The 15,978-nt window shown below is 73.2% G+C and carries 13 protein-coding genes and 1 pseudogene; 3 read left to right on the plus strand and 11 right to left on the minus strand.

Annotated features, from left to right (window positions below):
* Nucleotides 1-193: 193 nt before the first annotated feature.
* The 3 genes from ACIG3E_RS04230 to bldG form a co-directional block, all read right to left on the minus strand.
* Nucleotides 194-2,596: a sodium-translocating pyrophosphatase gene (locus ACIG3E_RS04230; RefSeq protein WP_242720455.1), complete on the minus strand. Its 2,403-nt coding sequence runs from the start codon at nt 2,594-2,596 to the stop codon at nt 194-196.
* Nucleotides 2,597-3,234: 638 nt separating this feature from the next.
* Complete coding sequence (locus tag ACIG3E_RS04235; protein ID WP_242720453.1) at nt 3,235-3,654, minus strand: ATP-binding protein; 420 nt, start codon at nt 3,652-3,654, stop codon at nt 3,235-3,237.
* 118 nt (nt 3,655-3,772) lie between these two features.
* Entirely contained in the window at nt 3,773-4,114 is a 342-nt protein-coding gene (gene bldG, locus ACIG3E_RS04240) for an anti-sigma factor antagonist BldG (RefSeq protein ID WP_030677886.1), read from the minus strand.
* A gap of 81 nt (nt 4,115-4,195) precedes the next feature.
* Between bldG and ACIG3E_RS04245 the strand changes: the two genes are divergently transcribed.
* Nucleotides 4,196-6,649, plus strand: coding sequence for a DEAD/DEAH box helicase (locus tag ACIG3E_RS04245; RefSeq protein ID WP_399611030.1), 2,454 nt, complete (start codon nt 4,196-4,198; stop codon nt 6,647-6,649).
* 357 nt (nt 6,650-7,006) lie between these two features.
* Here ACIG3E_RS04245 and ACIG3E_RS04250 read toward each other — a convergent pair.
* From ACIG3E_RS04250 to ssd, 7 genes and pseudogenes are all read right to left on the minus strand, one after another.
* A pseudogene (locus ACIG3E_RS04250) lies at nt 7,007-7,393 on the minus strand (Rv3654c family TadE-like protein); the annotation flags it as partial.
* Nucleotides 7,390-7,740, minus strand: coding sequence for a TadE family type IV pilus minor pilin (locus ACIG3E_RS04255; RefSeq protein ID WP_399611032.1), 351 nt, complete (start codon nt 7,738-7,740; stop codon nt 7,390-7,392). The gene ACIG3E_RS04255 and the pseudogene ACIG3E_RS04250, both read right to left, overlap by 4 nt.
* A gap of 100 nt (nt 7,741-7,840) precedes the next feature.
* Nucleotides 7,841-7,978, minus strand: a complete 138-nt coding sequence (locus ACIG3E_RS04260; RefSeq protein ID WP_249401845.1) for a DUF4244 domain-containing protein — start codon at nt 7,976-7,978, stop codon at nt 7,841-7,843.
* A 256-nt stretch (nt 7,979-8,234) separates the two neighbouring features.
* A complete protein-coding gene (locus ACIG3E_RS04265) occupies nt 8,235-9,050 on the minus strand; it encodes a type II secretion system F family protein (RefSeq protein WP_399611035.1) in 816 nt (271 codons plus the stop codon).
* Nucleotides 9,050-9,961 carry a type II secretion system F family protein gene (locus ACIG3E_RS04270; protein ID WP_399612158.1) on the minus strand — a complete coding sequence of 304 codons (912 nt, stop codon included), beginning with the start codon at nt 9,959-9,961 and terminating at the stop codon, nt 9,050-9,052. Before ACIG3E_RS04270 ends, ACIG3E_RS04265 begins: the two co-directional genes overlap by 1 nt.
* A gap of 8 nt (nt 9,962-9,969) precedes the next feature.
* Nucleotides 9,970-11,139, minus strand: a complete 1,170-nt coding sequence (locus ACIG3E_RS04275; RefSeq protein ID WP_399611038.1) for a TadA family conjugal transfer-associated ATPase — start codon at nt 11,137-11,139, stop codon at nt 9,970-9,972.
* Nucleotides 11,136-12,278, minus strand: a complete 1,143-nt coding sequence (ssd, locus tag ACIG3E_RS04280; RefSeq protein ID WP_399611040.1) for a septum site-determining protein Ssd — start codon at nt 12,276-12,278, stop codon at nt 11,136-11,138. Before ssd ends, ACIG3E_RS04275 begins: the two co-directional genes overlap by 4 nt.
* 525 nt (nt 12,279-12,803) lie before the next feature.
* Here ssd and ACIG3E_RS04285 point away from each other — a divergent pair.
* Nucleotides 12,804-13,631, plus strand: a complete 828-nt coding sequence (locus ACIG3E_RS04285; RefSeq protein ID WP_399611043.1) for an HAD family hydrolase — start codon at nt 12,804-12,806, stop codon at nt 13,629-13,631.
* Between the two features lie 389 nt (nt 13,632-14,020).
* Here ACIG3E_RS04285 and ACIG3E_RS04290 read toward each other — a convergent pair whose 3' ends face one another.
* On the minus strand, nt 14,021-14,848 hold the full coding sequence (locus ACIG3E_RS04290) for an oxidoreductase (protein ID WP_399611045.1): 828 nt from the start codon (nt 14,846-14,848) through the stop codon (nt 14,021-14,023).
* Between the two features lie 101 nt (nt 14,849-14,949).
* Here ACIG3E_RS04290 and ACIG3E_RS04295 point away from each other — a divergent pair, with 101 nt between their 5' ends.
* Nucleotides 14,950-15,930 carry an ATP-binding protein gene (locus ACIG3E_RS04295; RefSeq protein WP_399611047.1) on the plus strand — a complete coding sequence of 327 codons (981 nt, stop codon included), beginning with the start codon at nt 14,950-14,952 and terminating at the stop codon, nt 15,928-15,930.
* The last annotated feature ends 48 nt before the right edge of the window (nt 15,931-15,978 follow it).

A 15,978-nucleotide genomic window follows, 5' to 3' on the forward strand; every position in this document is an offset into this window, starting at 1 on the left:
AACTTACACGCCGACCGGGCCGGGACCCCACGCCGGGCATCCCCTATCGCCGCTATTGCAGCCATTTGCACCAAGGGGCGCGGGGCGAGAGAAGGCTCACGACACGCGCCGTGGCCCCCCCGCCGACACGCACGAGGGGCGGGCGGCGCCTCAAGAAGCGCCACCCGCCCCCGTGTTGGGACGGCGGGACCGGCTACGAGACGACCGCGGGGTCGGCCGAGCTGGCGACCTTCCCCGAGTTCTCCTCGTCACCGACGGCGATGCCGCGCCGCTTGGAGACGTACACCGCGCCGACGATGACCGCGATGGACAGGACCGCGATCAGGACGCGCATCCCGACGCTCTTGTCCTCTCCGTAGCTGAACTTGACGACGGCGGGCGCGATGAGCAGCGCCACCAGGTTCATCACCTTCAGGAGCGGGTTGATCGCCGGGCCCGCGGTGTCCTTGAACGGGTCGCCGACCGTGTCGCCGATCACCGTCGCGGCGTGGGCCTCGCTGCCCTTGCCGCCGTGGTGACCGTCCTCGACGAGCTTCTTCGCGTTGTCCCACGCGCCACCGGAGTTGGCGAGGAAGACCGCCATCAGCGTGCCCGTGCCGATCGCGCCCGCGAGGAACGCGCCGAGCGCGCCCACGCCGAACGTGAAGCCGACCGCGATCGGCGTGAGCACGGCGATCAGTCCGGGCGTGGCCAGCTCGCGCAGCGCGTCCTTGGTGCAGATGTCGACGACGCGCCCGTACTCGGGCTGCTCCGTGTAGTCCATGATCCCGGGACGCTCGCGGAACTGCCGCCGCACCTCGTACACCACGGCCCCGGCCGACCGCGACACGGCGTTGATCGCGAGCCCCGAGAAGAGGAACACGACCGCGGCACCGAGCACGAGGCCCACCAGGTTGTTGGGCTGTGAGATGTCCATCACCAGGTTCATCGGAGCGCCGTCGCCGAGCTTCTGGCCGACGTCGTCGGCCGCCTCGGCGATCGCGTCGCGGTACGAGCCGAACAGCGCCGAGGCCGCGAGGACGGCCGTGGCGATGGCGATGCCCTTGGTGATGGCCTTGGTGGTGTTGCCCACGGCGTCCAGGTCGGTGAGCACCTGCGCGCCCGCGCCCTGGACGTCGCCGGACATCTCGGCGATGCCCTGCGCGTTGTCGGAGACCGGACCGAAGGTGTCCATGGCGACGATGACGCCGACCGTGGTGAGCAGGCCGGTCCCGGCGAGCGCCACCGCGAACAGGGCGAGCATGATCGACGTACCGCCGAGCAGGAACGCCCCGTACACGCCGAGGCCGATCAACAGCGCCGTGTAGACGGCCGATTCCAGACCCACGGAGATGCCCGCGAGGACGACCGTGGCCGGGCCCGTGAGCGAGGTCTTGCCGATGTCCCTGACGGGCCGTCGGGTGGTCTCGGTGAAGTAGCCGGTCAGCTGCTGGATCAACGCGGCCAGGACGATGCCGATGGCGACCGCCACGACCGCGAGGACCCGCGGGTCGCCGCTCTTGGCCAGGATCGCCGCGTCCTCGACCCCGTCCAAGTCCGCGTACGAGGACGGCAGGTAGACGAAGACGGCCACCGCGACGAGGGCGAGCGAGATGAACGCCGAGATGAAGAAGCCGCGGTTGATGGCGGTCATCCCGCTGCGGTCGGAGCGCCGGGGCGCCACCGCGAAGATGCCGATCATCGCGGTGATCACGCCGATCGCGGGCACGATCAGCGGGAAGGCGAGCCCGGAGTCACCGAACGCGGCCTTGCCGAGGATCAGCGCGGCCACGAGCGTGACGGCGTACGACTCGAAGAGGTCGGCGGCCATCCCTGCGCAGTCGCCGACGTTGTCGCCCACGTTGTCGGCGATGGTCGCGGCATTGCGCGGATCGTCCTCCGGAATGCCCTGTTCGACCTTGCCGACCAGGTCGGCGCCGACGTCGGCGGCCTTGGTGAAGATGCCGCCTCCGACACGCATGAACATCGCGATCAGCGCGGCTCCGAGGCCGAAGCCTTCGAGCACCTTCGGTGCGTCCGCCGCGTAGACGAGCACGACACAGGAGGCGCCGAGCAGACCGAGCCCCACCGTGAACATGCCGACGACGCCGCCCGTACGGAAAGCGATCTTCATCGCTTTGTGCGAGACGGCGGTGAGATCCTTTTCCGGCTCGCCTTCCGCCGGTGTCGCTTCCCGGGCCGCGGCGGCCACGCGCACATTGCTGCGCACGGCGAGCCACATACCGATATAGCCGGTGGTGGCCGAGAAGGCCGCACCGATCAGGAAGAACACCGACCGGCCGATGCGCTGATTCCAGTCGTCCGCGGGCAGCAGCATGAGCAGGAAGAACACCACGACGGCGAAAACGCCGAGGGTCCGCAACTGCCGCCACAGATAGGCATTCGCGCCTTCCTGCACCGCCGCGGCGATCTTCTTCATGCTGTCGGTGCCCTCGCCGGCCGCGAGCACCTGGCGCACGAGCACCCAGGCGACCGCCAGGGCCGCGATCGCGACGGCCGCGATGACCATCACGATGAGGCGGTTGTCGTCGGTCAGTACCGGACCCGCGAGGATTGAGGGGTGGTCAAGCTGATGAGGGGTAGAAAGCCCCGCCATTCGTCCTCCTTGACGCTTGGGCTGAGCTCAAGATGTGGACGGATTGTAGGGAGCCGGACCTGATCAAAACAGAGCGCCGCAAACGGAATTGGCGCACAGGTGCGTATCTTCAAAAGATCGCGCCTGTCGATTGACCCCGAAAGCGGTAATGCCTCAAAACCATTGACGCCGGAGTTGACCAAGGCTTCCCCGCCTCCACCTCCATTGATCACCGCTCCCTCGCTCACCAATTTCCTCACTTGTCACATAAACGAAAACCGTGCGCAGGCATACGGCGAACAGATTTCTGTAACGAGGGAGACGGTGGGAGGCCGGTTCGGCGGGGTGGGGCGAGGCGGGTGCGCCGCGCTGGGCGGGGCGCACGGCCCGCAGGCCGCCTGGGGCTCGGCCGGAAAGCTCGCTGCGGCCCGCGTGGGGCTCGGCTGGGAGGTCTCGCTGCGGCCCTCGTGGGGGGGGCATCGCCGGATCCCGCGTGCAAGGCGCGAGTGGGAGGCATCGCGGGTGGAGCCCGCCGCGTGGGAAGCCCGCTGGGAACCCCCGCTGGAACCTCGGCGGGGAGCCCCCGCTGGGGTGTCTCTCGATGCGCGGCTCGGCAAAGCGTTGGCCCGCGTTGGCCGGGGGGCGCGGCCGGGGTGTCGCTAGGGCGTCGTGGGCCAGCTCATGCGGATCAGGCCGCCGCCCTCGTCCGCCGTGACCTCCACGTCGTCGACGAGCCCGCTGATCACCGCGAGGCCCATCTCGTCCTCGCCCTCGGCCTCCGGGTCCTCCGCGCCGGGCCGACCGCCCGACGCGGCCGCGGGCACGACGCGCGGCGCCTCGTCACCGACCTCGATGGAGAACTGCTTCTCCTCCTCGACCAGCGCGACGCGCACGGGCGCGGTGATCCCGGCGGCCTGATGCAGCCCCACGGCACGAGTGCAGGCCTCGCCAACCGCGAGCCTGACCTCGTCGAGGACGGCCTCGTCCACTCCGGACCGTCGCGCCACCGCGGCCGCCACCAGTCGGGCGGTCCTGACGTGCTCGGGCAGCGCGCTGAAGCGGAGTTCAACGGTGGCCATGCATCCCCCTCGGACATACACGCGTGCTGTCGAAGGGCCGGGCCGTCGGCCCGGCCCCCCGCCGTACTGCCACTCCGGGACGGAGCCCGGAAACCCCGGACCTGCCGGGGCGTCCGGCTCAGTCGGTGGCCGCGACCGCTTCGTCGACCGAGGTGTGGATCGGGAACACCTTGGTCAGGCCGGTGATGCGGAAGATCTTGAGAATGCGCTCCTGGTTGCACACCAGGCGCAGCGAGCCCTCGTGGGCCCGCACGCGCTTCAGGCCGCCGACCAGCACGCCGAGTCCGGTGGAGTCGAGGAAGTCCACGCGCTCCATGTCGACGACCAGATGGAAACTGCCGTCGTTCACCAACTCGACCAACTGCTCGCGCAGCTTGGGCGCGGTATAAACATCGATTTCGCCACCGACCTCGACGACCGTACGATCGCCGACGGTACGGGTCGACAGAGACAGGTCCACGGATCCTCCAGCACCTTGCTATCGAGCGGTCGCCCCTCGGGACACCTCGGCCCACGCCCCCGGGACGGATCGCCAGCCGCGATGGCATTCAATCACTTACGGGCAGGCGTGCACGACGCCTTCGGACCATTGTCCATCCCGCCAGTGACACACTCGATGCCGATGGCCAACTTTTCCCCTTCCGGAAGACCCTCGGCGGACACCCCGGCACACGTCTCCCCGCAGACGGTCCTGGACCGTCTGACCACGGGGCCGAGCCGGGCTGCGCGCGTCACTCATACGGAGCACCTGCCCCCGAGGGCGGCCCGCTATGCCGTCTGGCCCGATCGCATCCGCTCCGAGGTCGTCGCCGCCGTCCAGAAGGCCGGAATCGAGCACCCCTGGGCCCACCAGGCACGGGCCGCCGAACACGCGCTTGACGGCACGTCCGTCGTCGTCGCCACCGGCACCGCGTCCGGCAAGTCCTTGGCATATCTCACACCGGTGCTCTCCGCCCTCCTGGACGGCGCCGAGGCCGCGAACGGGCGCGGCACCACCGCCCTGTACCTGGCCCCCACGAAGGCCCTCGCAGCCGACCAACGCCGCGCCGTGCGCGCCCTGGCCGAACCGCTCGGCCCGGCCGTCAGGGCCGCCGTGTACGACGGCGACACCCCCGTCGAGGAACGCGAGTGGGTGCGCCAGTACGCCAACTACGTCCTGACCAACCCCGACATGCTGCACCGCGGGATCCTCCCGTCCCACCCCCGCTGGTCCTCCTTCCTGCGGGCCCTGCGCTACGTCGTCATCGACGAGTGCCACACCTACCGCGGCGTCTTCGGCTCGCACGTCGCCCAAGTCCTCCGCCGCCTGCGCCGCTTGTGCGCCCGCTACGGCTCCGATCCCGTATTCCTCCTCGCCTCCGCCACGGCCGCGGAGCCTGCCGTGGCCGCGCGGCGCCTGACCGGCCTGCCCGTCACCGAGGTCGCCGACGACGGCTCGCCCCGGGGCGAGGTCGTCTTCGCCCTCTGGGAGCCGCCGCTCACCGAGCTCCACGGCGAGAAGGGCGCCCCGGTGCGCCGCACCGCCACCGCCGAGACCGCCGACCTGCTCACCGACCTGACGGTGCAGGGCGTCCGCTCCGTCGCCTTCGTACGCTCCCGGCGCGGCGCCGAGCTGATCTCCGTGATCGCCCAGGAGCGCCTCAGCGAGGTCGACCGCTCCCTGGCCCGCCGCGTCGCCGCCTACCGGGGCGGCTATCTCCCCGAGGAACGCCGCGCCCTGGAACAGGCCCTGCACTCCGGCGAACTCCTCGGCCTCGCCGCCACCACCGCCCTCGAACTCGGCGTGGACGTGTCCGGCCTGGACGCCGTCCTCATCGCGGGCTATCCGGGGACGCGGGCCTCGCTGTGGCAGCAGGCGGGCCGCGCCGGGCGCTCCGGGCAGGGCTCCCTGGCGGTGCTCGTGGCCCGCGACGATCCCCTGGACACGTATCTCGTCCACCATCCCGAGGCGTTGTTCCACCAGCCCGTCGAGTCGACCGTTCTCGATCCCGACAATCCGTACGTCCTCGCGCCCCACCTGTGTGCCGCCGCCGCGGAACTGCCCCTCACCGAGGAGGACTTCCCGCTCTTCGGACCGACCGCCGAGGAGCTGATGCCGCAGCTGGAGGCCGCGAAGCTGCTGCGCCGCCGCACGAAGGCCTGGCACTGGACCCGCCGCGAGCGCGCCGCCGACCTCACGGACATCCGCGGCGAGGGCGGCCGCCCCGTTCAGGTCGTCGAGGAGGGCACGGGGCGGTTGCTCGGCACCGTCGACGCCTCCGCCGCGCACACGACCGTCCACGAGGGCGCGGTCCACCTCCATCAGGGCCGTACGTACCTCGTGCGCCACTTGGACCTGGAGGACTCCGTCGCGCTCGTCGAGGAGGCCGTCCCGCCCTATTCGACGACCGCCCGCGACACCACCGCCATCTCCGTCCTCGACACCGACACCGAGATCCCCTGGGGGCCCGGCCGCCTCTGCTACGGATCCGTCGAAGTCACCAACCAGGTCGTCTCCTTCCTGCGTCGCAAGCTCATCACCGGCGAGGTGCTCGGCGAGACCAAGCTGGACCTGCCGCCGCGCACCCTGCGCACCCGGGCGGTGTGGTGGACGGTCACCGAGGACCAGCTCGACGCGGCCCGGATCAACCCGGAGATCCTCGGCGGCGCCCTGCACGCCGCCGAGCACGCCTCCATCGGCATGCTGCCGCTCTTCGCCACGTGCGACCGCTGGGACATCGGCGGCGTCTCCGTGCCGCTGCACCCGGACACGCTCCTCCCGACGGTCTTCGTGTACGACGGTCATCCGGGCGGCGCCGGGTTCGCCGAGCGCGCCTTCCACACCGCCCGCGCCTGGCTCACCGCCACCCGCGAGGCCATCGCGTCCTGCGAGTGCGAGGCCGGGTGCCCGTCGTGCATCCAGTCCCCCAAGTGCGGCAACGGCAACGAGCCCCTGCACAAACGCGGCGCGGTCCGCCTGCTCACCACCCTCCTGAAGGACGCGCCGGTGGACTGAGCCCTGGCTGGGGGCGCCGACCGAGCCCTTCGCGCGGGTGCCGACCGGCTCCTGCGCGGGAGCGCCGACTGGCTCCTGCGCGGGAGCGCCAACCGGGCCCCGCGCTGGAGCGCCGACCCGGCCCCACTCAGGGGTGCCGTCCGGGCCTTGTGCGCGAGTGCCGATCGGCTCCGGCCCCACAGCGCCAGCCAGGCCCCCTCCAGGGGCGCCGCCTGGGCCCCGCCCGGGATTTCCGCGAGGCTTCACCGGTCCAGGGCTCGTCACGAGGCCCCCAGGCTCCATGCGACTCCTTGGCACCCTGGGCCCCATGTGACCTGAAAGCCCCGCAGGACCCGTCGGCATCGCGGGCCCCGCCCGTGATCTGACCTCCGCCGTGAACGGTCCGAGCTCCGCCGCCGCCGTCACGTCCGACACCTGGCCCCGGACCTCGCACCGCACGATCCGCGTGCCCTGCGCCCGCGCCACCCGGACCGCCCGCGCGCAGGCCTCGTCGGGCCCGGCCGTCCAGTGGTCCGCCGCCGCGAGCGCCGCCAGATCCGCGGCGCCGCCCGCTCGGTGCCGGGCGACCGTCACCTGCGCCATCGCCAGGACGGCGCCGGTGGCCACGCAGAGCACGGCCAGGACGACCACCACCCACACCGTGGCGGCACCCCTGTCGACCTGGGCGGCGCTCCGGCCCACCTGGGCACCACCCGGGCCCACTGGGGCAGCGCTCCGGTCCGCCCGCGACCCGGCCCGTCTCACGTGCCCACCCCCGCCGCGCCCGCCCCCACCGCGTCCTCCGCCAACGCCACGGCCTCCGCGCGCAGCCGCACGCCGAGCCCCAAGGGCCGCGGGCCCGGTGACGGTGCCACCACCTCGACCCGCACCAGGTCCCCGTCCCGGCGTACGGCGACGTGCGCGCCGCGCGGGGCCGCCTGCAGGGCCGCCGCCACGGCCGTGTCCTGCGGGTCCTGACGGGCCATCGCCCGAGCCCCCGCCCTGGCCGCGTCCACGCACTGGATCTGCGCGGACGCGGTCATGAGGACCCACAGGAGCCCCATCGTGAACAGCACCAGGGTCGGCAGGACCACGGCCGCCTCCGCCGTCACGAACCCGGCGTCGCCCCGCCTCCCGGACCCGCCCGGTCCGACCCCTCCAGCAACTCTGTCCCTGGCCTGCCCGGAGGCGCCCTCTCCGGCCGCCCACGCCTCAGAACTGCACATGGAGCGCCCTCTCCACCACCGCCTGCAACCCGGCGTGGACGGGCCCGCTCGTCACCACCTTGTAGAGCAGCCCGGCGAAACCCACGGCCGCGATCAGTCCCATGGCGTACTCGGACGTTGCCATTCCGGCATCTCGTGCGCTGGTGCGCGTCCCCGCCCATCGGCGGGTCACCCAGGCCCGCGCCGAGCCGTACCCGCACCCGTGCCCGTTCTCCTGGACCCGTCCCTGTCCCGACATGCCAACCCCCATGAGATGTCCCCTCGTTGAGATTCGAGATTTCCTGTCCTTGCTCACAGCCCTCTTCCTTCCGGGCTCGCAGCCACTCCGCTTTCTTCTCGGCTCGCAGCCGCTCCTCCTCCGCGCGGCCGACGGCGCCCCTTCAGCGCGCGCTCAGCAGCGCTCCCCCGAGGCCCATGACCACCGGCACCACCCCGAGCGCGATGAACGCGGGCAGGAAGCACAGCCCCACCGGCGCCGTCATCGCGACCGCGGCCCGACGCGCTCGGGCGGTCGCCTCGCGGGCTCTCTCCGCCCGGCAGTCCGCGGCGAGGCGGGCCACGGGGGCGGCCGCGGGCGCGCCGGACTCCCCCGCCCGCTCCAGGAGCCGGGCCAGCGCCCCGGCGCCCGGCACGGCGCCCAACTGCCGCCAGGCGTCCGCGGGCTCACCGCCGAGCCGCACCTGTGCCGCGCCCCACGCGAGCCGCTCACCGACCGGCCCGCGCAGCGACTCCCCGACGGCCTGGGCCGCCACGACCGGCCCGGCCCCGGCAGCCACGCACGCCGCCACCAGGTCGGCAGCCAAGGGAAGTTGCCGCGCCGCCTCAGCCGTGTCGAACTCCGCCTCCTCGACGGAGCCCCGCCCCATCCGCGCCACGGCACAGCCGAGCCCCACACCGACCACAAGGCCCGTCACCCCGCCGAGCAGCGCCCACCCGGCGGCGACCGCACCGACCACGGCGAGCCGCACGCGGAGCACGTCCCGCCGCCCGGACAGGCCGCCACGCCACCGCCCGCGCCACTCCGGCGTCCACGGCCAGGAGCGATCCGCCCGCCCCTGCCCGCCCAGAGCGGTCACCACGCGTCGGCCCAGGGCCCGTTCACGCCGGGCCGCCGTCGCCACGAGGACCAGCCACAGCACCGCCACCGCCGACCACACAGCCACCCCCAGCCTGTGGAAAACCTCGGCCCCGCTCATCACCCCTCCGCCTTTCGCATGATCCGCAGCGCCCACCAGGCACCCGCGCCCTCCAAGAGCCCGCCCACGAGGAGGCAGCCGAAGCCCGCTCCCGTGTGCAGCAGCACCCGCAGCGGCCGGGCGCCGAGCGCGCTGCCCATCAGCAGGCCGAGTGCGGGAAGCCCGGCGAGCAGCACGGCCGTCGACCGGGCGCCCGCCAACTGCGCCCGCAGGTCGGATCGTTGGTCCCGCTCGGCCCGCAGGGCGCCCTCCAGCCGCTCCAGGCCCGTCGCGAGCCCCGCGCCCCGGTCGACGGCCACCCGCCAACAGGCCGCGAGCCCCAGGAGCCCCTCGGCACCGGGCTCCCGGGCGGCCTCGCGCAGCGCCCCCGGCACATCCCCGCCGAACCGCGCCGCCGCGAGCACCCCGGCCCACTCCCCACCGAGCCCCTGCCTCAGAGACCCACCGGAGAGCGTCGGCCCTGTGGCCCTCGGATCGGCCCGGCCCGCCGTGGGGCCTTCCGTGGCCGTCCGCAGTGCCTCGCCCGGCTGGCGCCCCGCGCGCACCTCGCCCGCGAGCGCCCCGCACAGGGCGATCACCGCGTCCGTCCGCCGCTCCCGCTCCCTGCGGGCCTCCCGGGCCCTGCGCAGCCGCCCGGCCAGGGGCACGCCGACCGCCCCCGCGACGAGCGGCACCATCGATTCACCCAGGACCGCGATGGCCAAGCCGCCCACCAGGACCCGCACTTCGGGCCCCACACGGCCACCGAGCCGGTCGCGCGCCCCCGCGACCGCCCGGTGCCACAAGGGCCCGGGGCCCGCCGTCCCGGGCACCGCGAGCGCCAGCCTGGCCCGCCGCAGCTCCCGGACCCGGGCGCGCCCTCCCAGAAGCCACACCGAACCGCCCGCGCACAGCGCCGCGCCCCATGCCATCGCCGCGCTCACGCGGTCTCACCCCGGCTTCCGAGCAGGGTGCTCAACCGACGCCAGCCACGCTCCTGGACGAAGCCGCGCTCGCCCCACCGCAGCGCGGGCACCGTCGTCACGAGCCCGGTGGCGTCCCGCTCCAGGACGTGCACCTCGGCCACACGGCGGCGCCCTGCCCGGTCCCGGGCGAGATGGATGACCACCGAGAGCGCGGCCGCGACCTGGCTGTGGAGGGCCGCGCGGTCGAGCCCCGCGGCCGTACCCAGGGCCTCCAGGCGGGCCGGGACGTCCGCCGCGGCGTTCGCGTGCAGGGTGCCGCAGCCGCCCTCGTGGCCCGTGTTGAGCGCGGCCAGGAGATGCACGACCTCCGCGCCCCGGACCTCGCCCACGACGAGCCGGTCAGGCCGCATCCGCAGGGCCTGGCGCACCAGGTCGTCGAGGCCGACGAACCCCGCGCCCTCCTGGTTCGCCGGCCGGGTCTCCAGGCGCACCACGTGCGGGTGCTCGGGGCGCAGCTCGGCGGAGTCCTCGGCGAGCACGATCCGCTCCCCCGGACCGACCAGGCCGAGCAGGGTGCTCAGGAGTGTCGTCTTGCCGCTGCCCGTGCCGCCGCTGATCACGTACGACAGACGGGCGTCGAGCAGGGCGCGCAGGACGCGCTCGCCGCCGGGCGGCACCGTGCCCGCGGCCGTCAGCTCCGCGAGGGTGAAGGCCCGCGGCCGCACGACCCGCAGCGACAGGCAGGCCGAGCCGACGGCGACCGGGGGCAGGACGGCGTGCAGCCGGGTGCCGTCCGGAAGGCGGGCGTCCACCCAGGGCCGCGCGTCGTCCAGGCGCCGCCCCGCGACCGCCGCGAGCCGCTGGGCGAGCCGCCGCACGGCAGCCGCGTCCCGGAACGCCACCTCCGTGAGCTCCAGGCCGCCGCCGCGGTCCACCCACACCCGGTCCGGCGCGGACACCAGCACATCGGTCACCGAAGGGTCCGCGAGCAGGGGTTCGAGCGGGCCCGCGCCCACGAGCTCGGAGCGCAACTGCTCTGCCGCCCCGAGGACTTCGGCGTCCCCCAGGACGCCTGCTTGCGCCCGCAGGGCTTCGGCGACCCGGGCCGGGGTCGGCTCCGTGCCGTTCGCGGCGAGCCACTGGCGTACGCCGTCCAGCATGCGGGCGCCCACGACCGCGTTCATACGCGCCCTCCAGTGGCGTCGGCCGGAAGCTGCTCCCAGAAGGCGGCGCAGAACCGGGCGAGCGGTCCGCGCGCCAGGCCACCGGGTGGCTGCCCCCCGTCCTGGGCCGTCACGAGGCCGTGCTCCCAGGGCAGTTCGCCGATGAGGGGCAGCTGGAGGAGGCGCGCGACCTCGCCCGCGTCGAGCCCGTCACCGCCGTCGAGCGCGCCGCGCCCGGACCGGCCGGGGGTGGCCACGACCCGCAGGTCCCGCAGCACCATGCCCGCGGCCGACGCGACCCGGCGCGCCCCTGCCACCGCGCGCAGCTCGCGCGGCACCACCAGGAGGCCCAGGTCGAGCTGGGCGAGCGCCTCGCCCACTGTCTCGTCCACCCGGCGCGGCAGGTCCACGACGACCACGCCGCCGCGCCTGCGGGCCGCGGCGAGGACGGCCCGCATCGCCTGTGGGGCGACGGCGACGGTGTCGCCGCGGTCCCAGCTGAGCACCCGCAGGTCGTGCAACTGGGGCAGCGACTCCTCCAGGGCGCCGCCGCCGACCCGGCCGCGCGACTGGGCGAAGGCGGGCCAGCGCAGCCCGTCCGCGGTCTCTCCGCCGAGCAGGACGTCGAGCCCACCGCCCAGCGGGTCGGCGTCGATGAGCATGGTGCGCCGCCGGGCGCGCGCCGCCGTGACGGCGAGCGCGCAGGCCAGGGTGGAGGCCCCGGCGCCGCCCCGGCCGCCGATGACGCCGAGGGTGAGGGCGGGCCGCCCCACGCCCTCGGCCACGTCGGCGATGCGGTCCACCAGCCACTGCTCGCCGTCCGGCAGGACGAGGACCTGCTCGGCGCCGATCTCCACCGCGCGCCGCCATACGTCGGAATCGTCCTGATCCCGCCCAACCAGTACGACCCCGCGCCGCCGCGCGGCTCCGCGCACCCGGTCCACCGCGTCGTCCCCGACCAGGACGAGCGGGGCCGACGCCCAGGTGTCCCTGCCGCCCTCGCGCTCCGGCACCCCGTGGTGCACCTCGGGTCGCGCACCCGCCGCGGCGCACAGCCGCAGCAGGTCATCCAGCAGGTCCGCGTCCTCGGTGACGATCAGTGGTGCGCCCGGCCGCCCGTCGGACGGCGGCGACGCGTCGCCCGCAATGACTCCGCCCACGATCTCCAGCCCCCTCTCGCTGCAAGTCCTTCGAATGCGCGCCTGTGCGCATCCGGATCCGAGCCCGCGGAGACCGGCCAATGGAATCCGGCCATGAACTTCACGAGCGGAATCAGCGTGCTGCGCTCCCGGAAATCGTGTGGATCTTGGTCAATAACTGTGGAGAAGACGGGGGCTGTGAATATCTCCGTCACCCATACCGGTGAGGACCCGAACGACTTCCGCAGCGCAGCGCCGCGACTACACACAGTGATGAATCTTGGGCAGGGCTCAGCACCGCCAAAGCGGCCCACGAGGGCGCTCAGCGAGCATTTAAGATCAGAAACCGGGGGTGAAAACCCATCCGGACATGCGACGACCCCCGCCGGGGGGGAGAGCGGGGGTCGTCCCCTCGGTCCGACTCGGGGGGGGGAGGAGCCAGACCGGGTTAGCACGGTCGCGAACGATCCGTGACTTCCATGGTGTACCCGAGAGCCTTCTCAGGCAAACCCACGCGCCTCAGCTTACGCCGAATGGTGGGCGCCTATGCTCGGGCTCGTGGAAAACCACTCCTTGCCTCGCACGGCCGCCTTCTTTGACCTGGACAAGACGGTCATTGCGAAGTCGAGCACCCTCACCTTCAGCAAGTCGTTCTACCAAGGCGGCCTGATCAACCGCCGAGCGGTACTGCGGACCGCGTACGCCCAGTTCGTGTTCCTCGCCGGCGGCGCCGACCACGACCAGATGGAGCGGATGCGCGCGTACCTGTCCGCGCTCTGCCGGGGGTGGAACGTGCAGCAGGTCAAGGAGATCGTCGCCGAGACCCTGCACGACCTGATCGACCCGCTCATCTACGACGAGGCCGCCTCGCTCATCGAGCAGCACCACACCGCCGGGCGGGACGTCGTCATCGTCTCCACCTCGGGCGCTGAGGTGGTCGAACCGATCGGTGAACTGCTCGGCGCGGACCGGGTGGTGGCCACCCGGATGGTCGTCGGCCCCGACGGCTGCTTCACGGGTGAGGTGGAGTACTACGCGTACGGCCCGACGAAGGCGGAGGCGATCAAGGAGCTCGCCGAGTCGGAGGGGTACGACCTGGAGCGCTGCTACGCCTACAGCGACTCGTTCACCGACATGCCGATGCTCGAGGCCGTGGGCCACCCGCACGCCGTCAACCCCGACCGGGCGCTGCGCCGCGAGGCCCTCGCGCGCGAGTGGCCGATCCTGGACTTCCACCGCCCGGTGCGGCTCAAGCAGCGGCTGCCCGCGCCGCCGCGCCCGGCGCTCGTCGCCGCGGCGGCGGTGGGGGCCGCGGCGGCCACCGCGGGCCTGGTCTGGCTCGCCACCCGACGCCGCGCCGCGGCAGCGAGCTGACACGCGCGCGTGGGGATGCACCCAGGCTTCGAGGGGCGACCGGAAAGCCCCGTCCGATTCACCCTTGTTTGAACCTAAAAGTAAAGAAGTGCGGCCAGGGCTTCCGCTTCCCCCAGGACAGTAGTACAAAGGAGTCAACGGCCCGCGAGACCAAGGACATCCGAGAGGATTACCTTCAACCGCAGAATTGGCCCCACGGACCGAAGCATGAACACCGAGCACCCACGCGACGTCGACCCGTCGATTACGGGCCAGCCGCACCAGGTGACGGGCAAAGTTCCCGACCTGATGGGCACATGATTCGAGGACGCTTGGTAACCCGGTGGACATGCCAGCGGCGGTACGACATCTCGTACCGCCGCAACCCTGTTCAGGGCCGGTCGCACACCTCAGGCAGCGCCCCGCTGCAGCGCCTCGCACACCGCCGTCGACTCCCTGGCACCCAGCTCAACGGCCTTGCCGCAGTGGGCGATCCAGGCGGCGACCCCCTCCGGCGTCCCGGACGCGTAGCCCGCGAGCGCCGCCGCGTAGGCGTCGCGCCCCAGCTCCGCGTGGCCTGCCTCGGCCGGGCAGACCGACTTCGGATCGAGCCCGCTGCCCACCAGGACCACGCGCTCGGCCGCACGCGCGACCAGACCGTTGTGCGAGCCGAAGGGCCGCAGCACCGCCAGTTCCCCGTGCACGACGGACGCCGTCACCAGGGCGGGTGCCGAACTGCCCGCGACGACGATGCGCGAGAGCCCCTCCAGGCGCCCCGCCACCTCGTCGGCGTCCGGCAGCGCCAGCGCGGCCACGGGCCCGTCCAGGGGCTCGTCGACCGGCTCGCCCGGGAGGCGTGGACGGCCAGCCGCCTCGTCCGAGTCGGCCGCCGCGACCAGATGCAGCCGCGCGAGGACCCGTAGCGGCGACTGGCGCCAGATCGAGAGCAGCTGCCCCGCCTCGGCCGTGAGCCGCAGCGCGGCGCCCACGACGCGCGCCTCGGCGTCACCGCTGAAGTCGCTGCGCCTGCGCACCTCTTCGAGCGCCCACGCGGCACCGGACAGCGCGGCGGAACCACGGGCTCCGCGCAGCGCGGCCTCCGAGGTGATCTCGTTGCTGCGGCGGCGCATGATCCGGTGTCCGTAGACGCGGTCCACGGCCTTGCGCACGGAGTCCACGGCCTCCGGGACGCCGGGCAGGGCGCCCAGGGGAGCCAGCGGATCAGGTGTCGTACTCATGAGTACGACCCTACGCACTCGGGGCCGCCGCCCCACGAAGGAGTGGTCTTCTTCACTCAAGGACCGGTGTGCCGCAGGGCTCGCCACTACGCTAACCGACCATGAAAATCGCTTTCGTGGGGAAGGGTGGCAGCGGCAAGACCACGCTGTCCTCGCTCTTCATCCGACACCTCGCCGCCACCGGCGCACCCGTCGTCGCGGTGGACGCCGACATCAACCAGCACCTCGGCGCCGCGCTCGGCCTCGATGACGAGCAGGCCGCCGAGCTGCCCGCCATGGGCGCGCGGCTGCCGCTCATCAAGGACTATCTGCGGGGTGCCAACCCGCGCATCGCCTCCGCCGAGACGATGATCAAGACGACACCGCCCGGTGACGGCTCCCGGCTGCTGCGGCTCCGCGAGCAGAACCCGGTGTACGACGCGTGCGCGCGGCCGGTGGAACTCGACGGCGGCGCCGTGCGTTTGATGGTCACCGGGCCGTTCACCGAATCCGACCTCGGTGTCGCCTGCTACCACTCCAAGACCGGAGCGGTGGAGCTGTGTCTGAACCACCTGGTCGACGGCCGTGACGAGTACGCCGTCGTCGACATGACCGCCGGATCGGACTCCTTCGCCTCCGGAATGTTCACCCGCTTCGACATGACGTTCCTCGTCGCCGAGCCGACCCGGAAGGGGGTCTCCGTCTACCGCCAGTACCGGGACTACGCACTGGACTTCGGCGTCGCCCTGAAGGTCGTGGGCAACAAGGTCCAGGGCCAGGACGACATCGACTTCCTCCGCGAGCAGGTCGGCGAGGACCTCCTGGTGACCGTCGGGCACTCGGACTGGGTGCGCTCCATGGAGAAGGGCCGCCCGCCCCGGTTCGCCCTCCTGGAGGACACCACCCGCGCCGCCCTGCGGACGCTCCAGGACGCCGTCGACGCCACGTACGAGCACCGCGACTGGGAGCGGTACACGCGCCAGATGGTGCACTTCCACCTGAAGAACGCGCAGAGCTGGGGCAACGCCAGGACCGGAGCCGACCTGGCGTCCCAGGTCGACCCCGACTTCGTCCTGCGCGAGGAAGCGGTCGCCACGGCTTGAGAGGCCCCGCCGGAGGCGCCCCCGCCGGGGCCCACAGGCGGGCGGTCC

The organism is Streptomyces sp. NPDC053474, from assembly GCF_044544845.1.
Taxonomy (GTDB): Bacteria; Actinomycetota; Actinomycetes; order Streptomycetales; family Streptomycetaceae; genus Streptomyces.

What these genes read in the sequence shown, in the direction of transcription:
- ACIG3E_RS04235 (WP_242720453.1), bottom strand. Translation starts at nt 3,654, where the DNA reads ATGGCCACCGTTGAACTCCGCTTCAGCGCGCTGCCCGAGCACGTCAGG.
- ACIG3E_RS04265 (WP_399611035.1), bottom strand. Translation starts at nt 9,050, where the DNA reads ATGAGCGGGGCCGAGGTTTTCCACAGGCTGGGGGTGGCTGTGTGGTCG.
- ACIG3E_RS04230 (WP_242720455.1), bottom strand. Translation starts at nt 2,596, where the DNA reads ATGGCGGGGCTTTCTACCCCTCATCAGCTTGACCACCCCTCAATCCTC.
- ACIG3E_RS04285 (WP_399611043.1), top strand. Translation starts at nt 12,804, where the DNA reads ATGCTCGGGCTCGTGGAAAACCACTCCTTGCCTCGCACGGCCGCCTTC.
- ACIG3E_RS04260 (WP_249401845.1), bottom strand. Translation starts at nt 7,978, where the DNA reads ATGGCAACGTCCGAGTACGCCATGGGACTGATCGCGGCCGTGGGTTTC.
- ACIG3E_RS04290 (WP_399611045.1), bottom strand. Translation starts at nt 14,848, where the DNA reads ATGAGTACGACACCTGATCCGCTGGCTCCCCTGGGCGCCCTGCCCGGC.
- ACIG3E_RS04275 (WP_399611038.1), bottom strand. Translation starts at nt 11,139, where the DNA reads ATGAACGCGGTCGTGGGCGCCCGCATGCTGGACGGCGTACGCCAGTGG.
- ACIG3E_RS04270 (WP_399612158.1), bottom strand. Translation starts at nt 9,961, where the DNA reads ATGGCATGGGGCGCGGCGCTGTGCGCGGGCGGTTCGGTGTGGCTTCTG.
- ACIG3E_RS04245 (WP_399611030.1), top strand. Translation starts at nt 4,196, where the DNA reads ATGGCATTCAATCACTTACGGGCAGGCGTGCACGACGCCTTCGGACCA.
- ACIG3E_RS04295 (WP_399611047.1), top strand. Translation starts at nt 14,950, where the DNA reads ATGAAAATCGCTTTCGTGGGGAAGGGTGGCAGCGGCAAGACCACGCTG.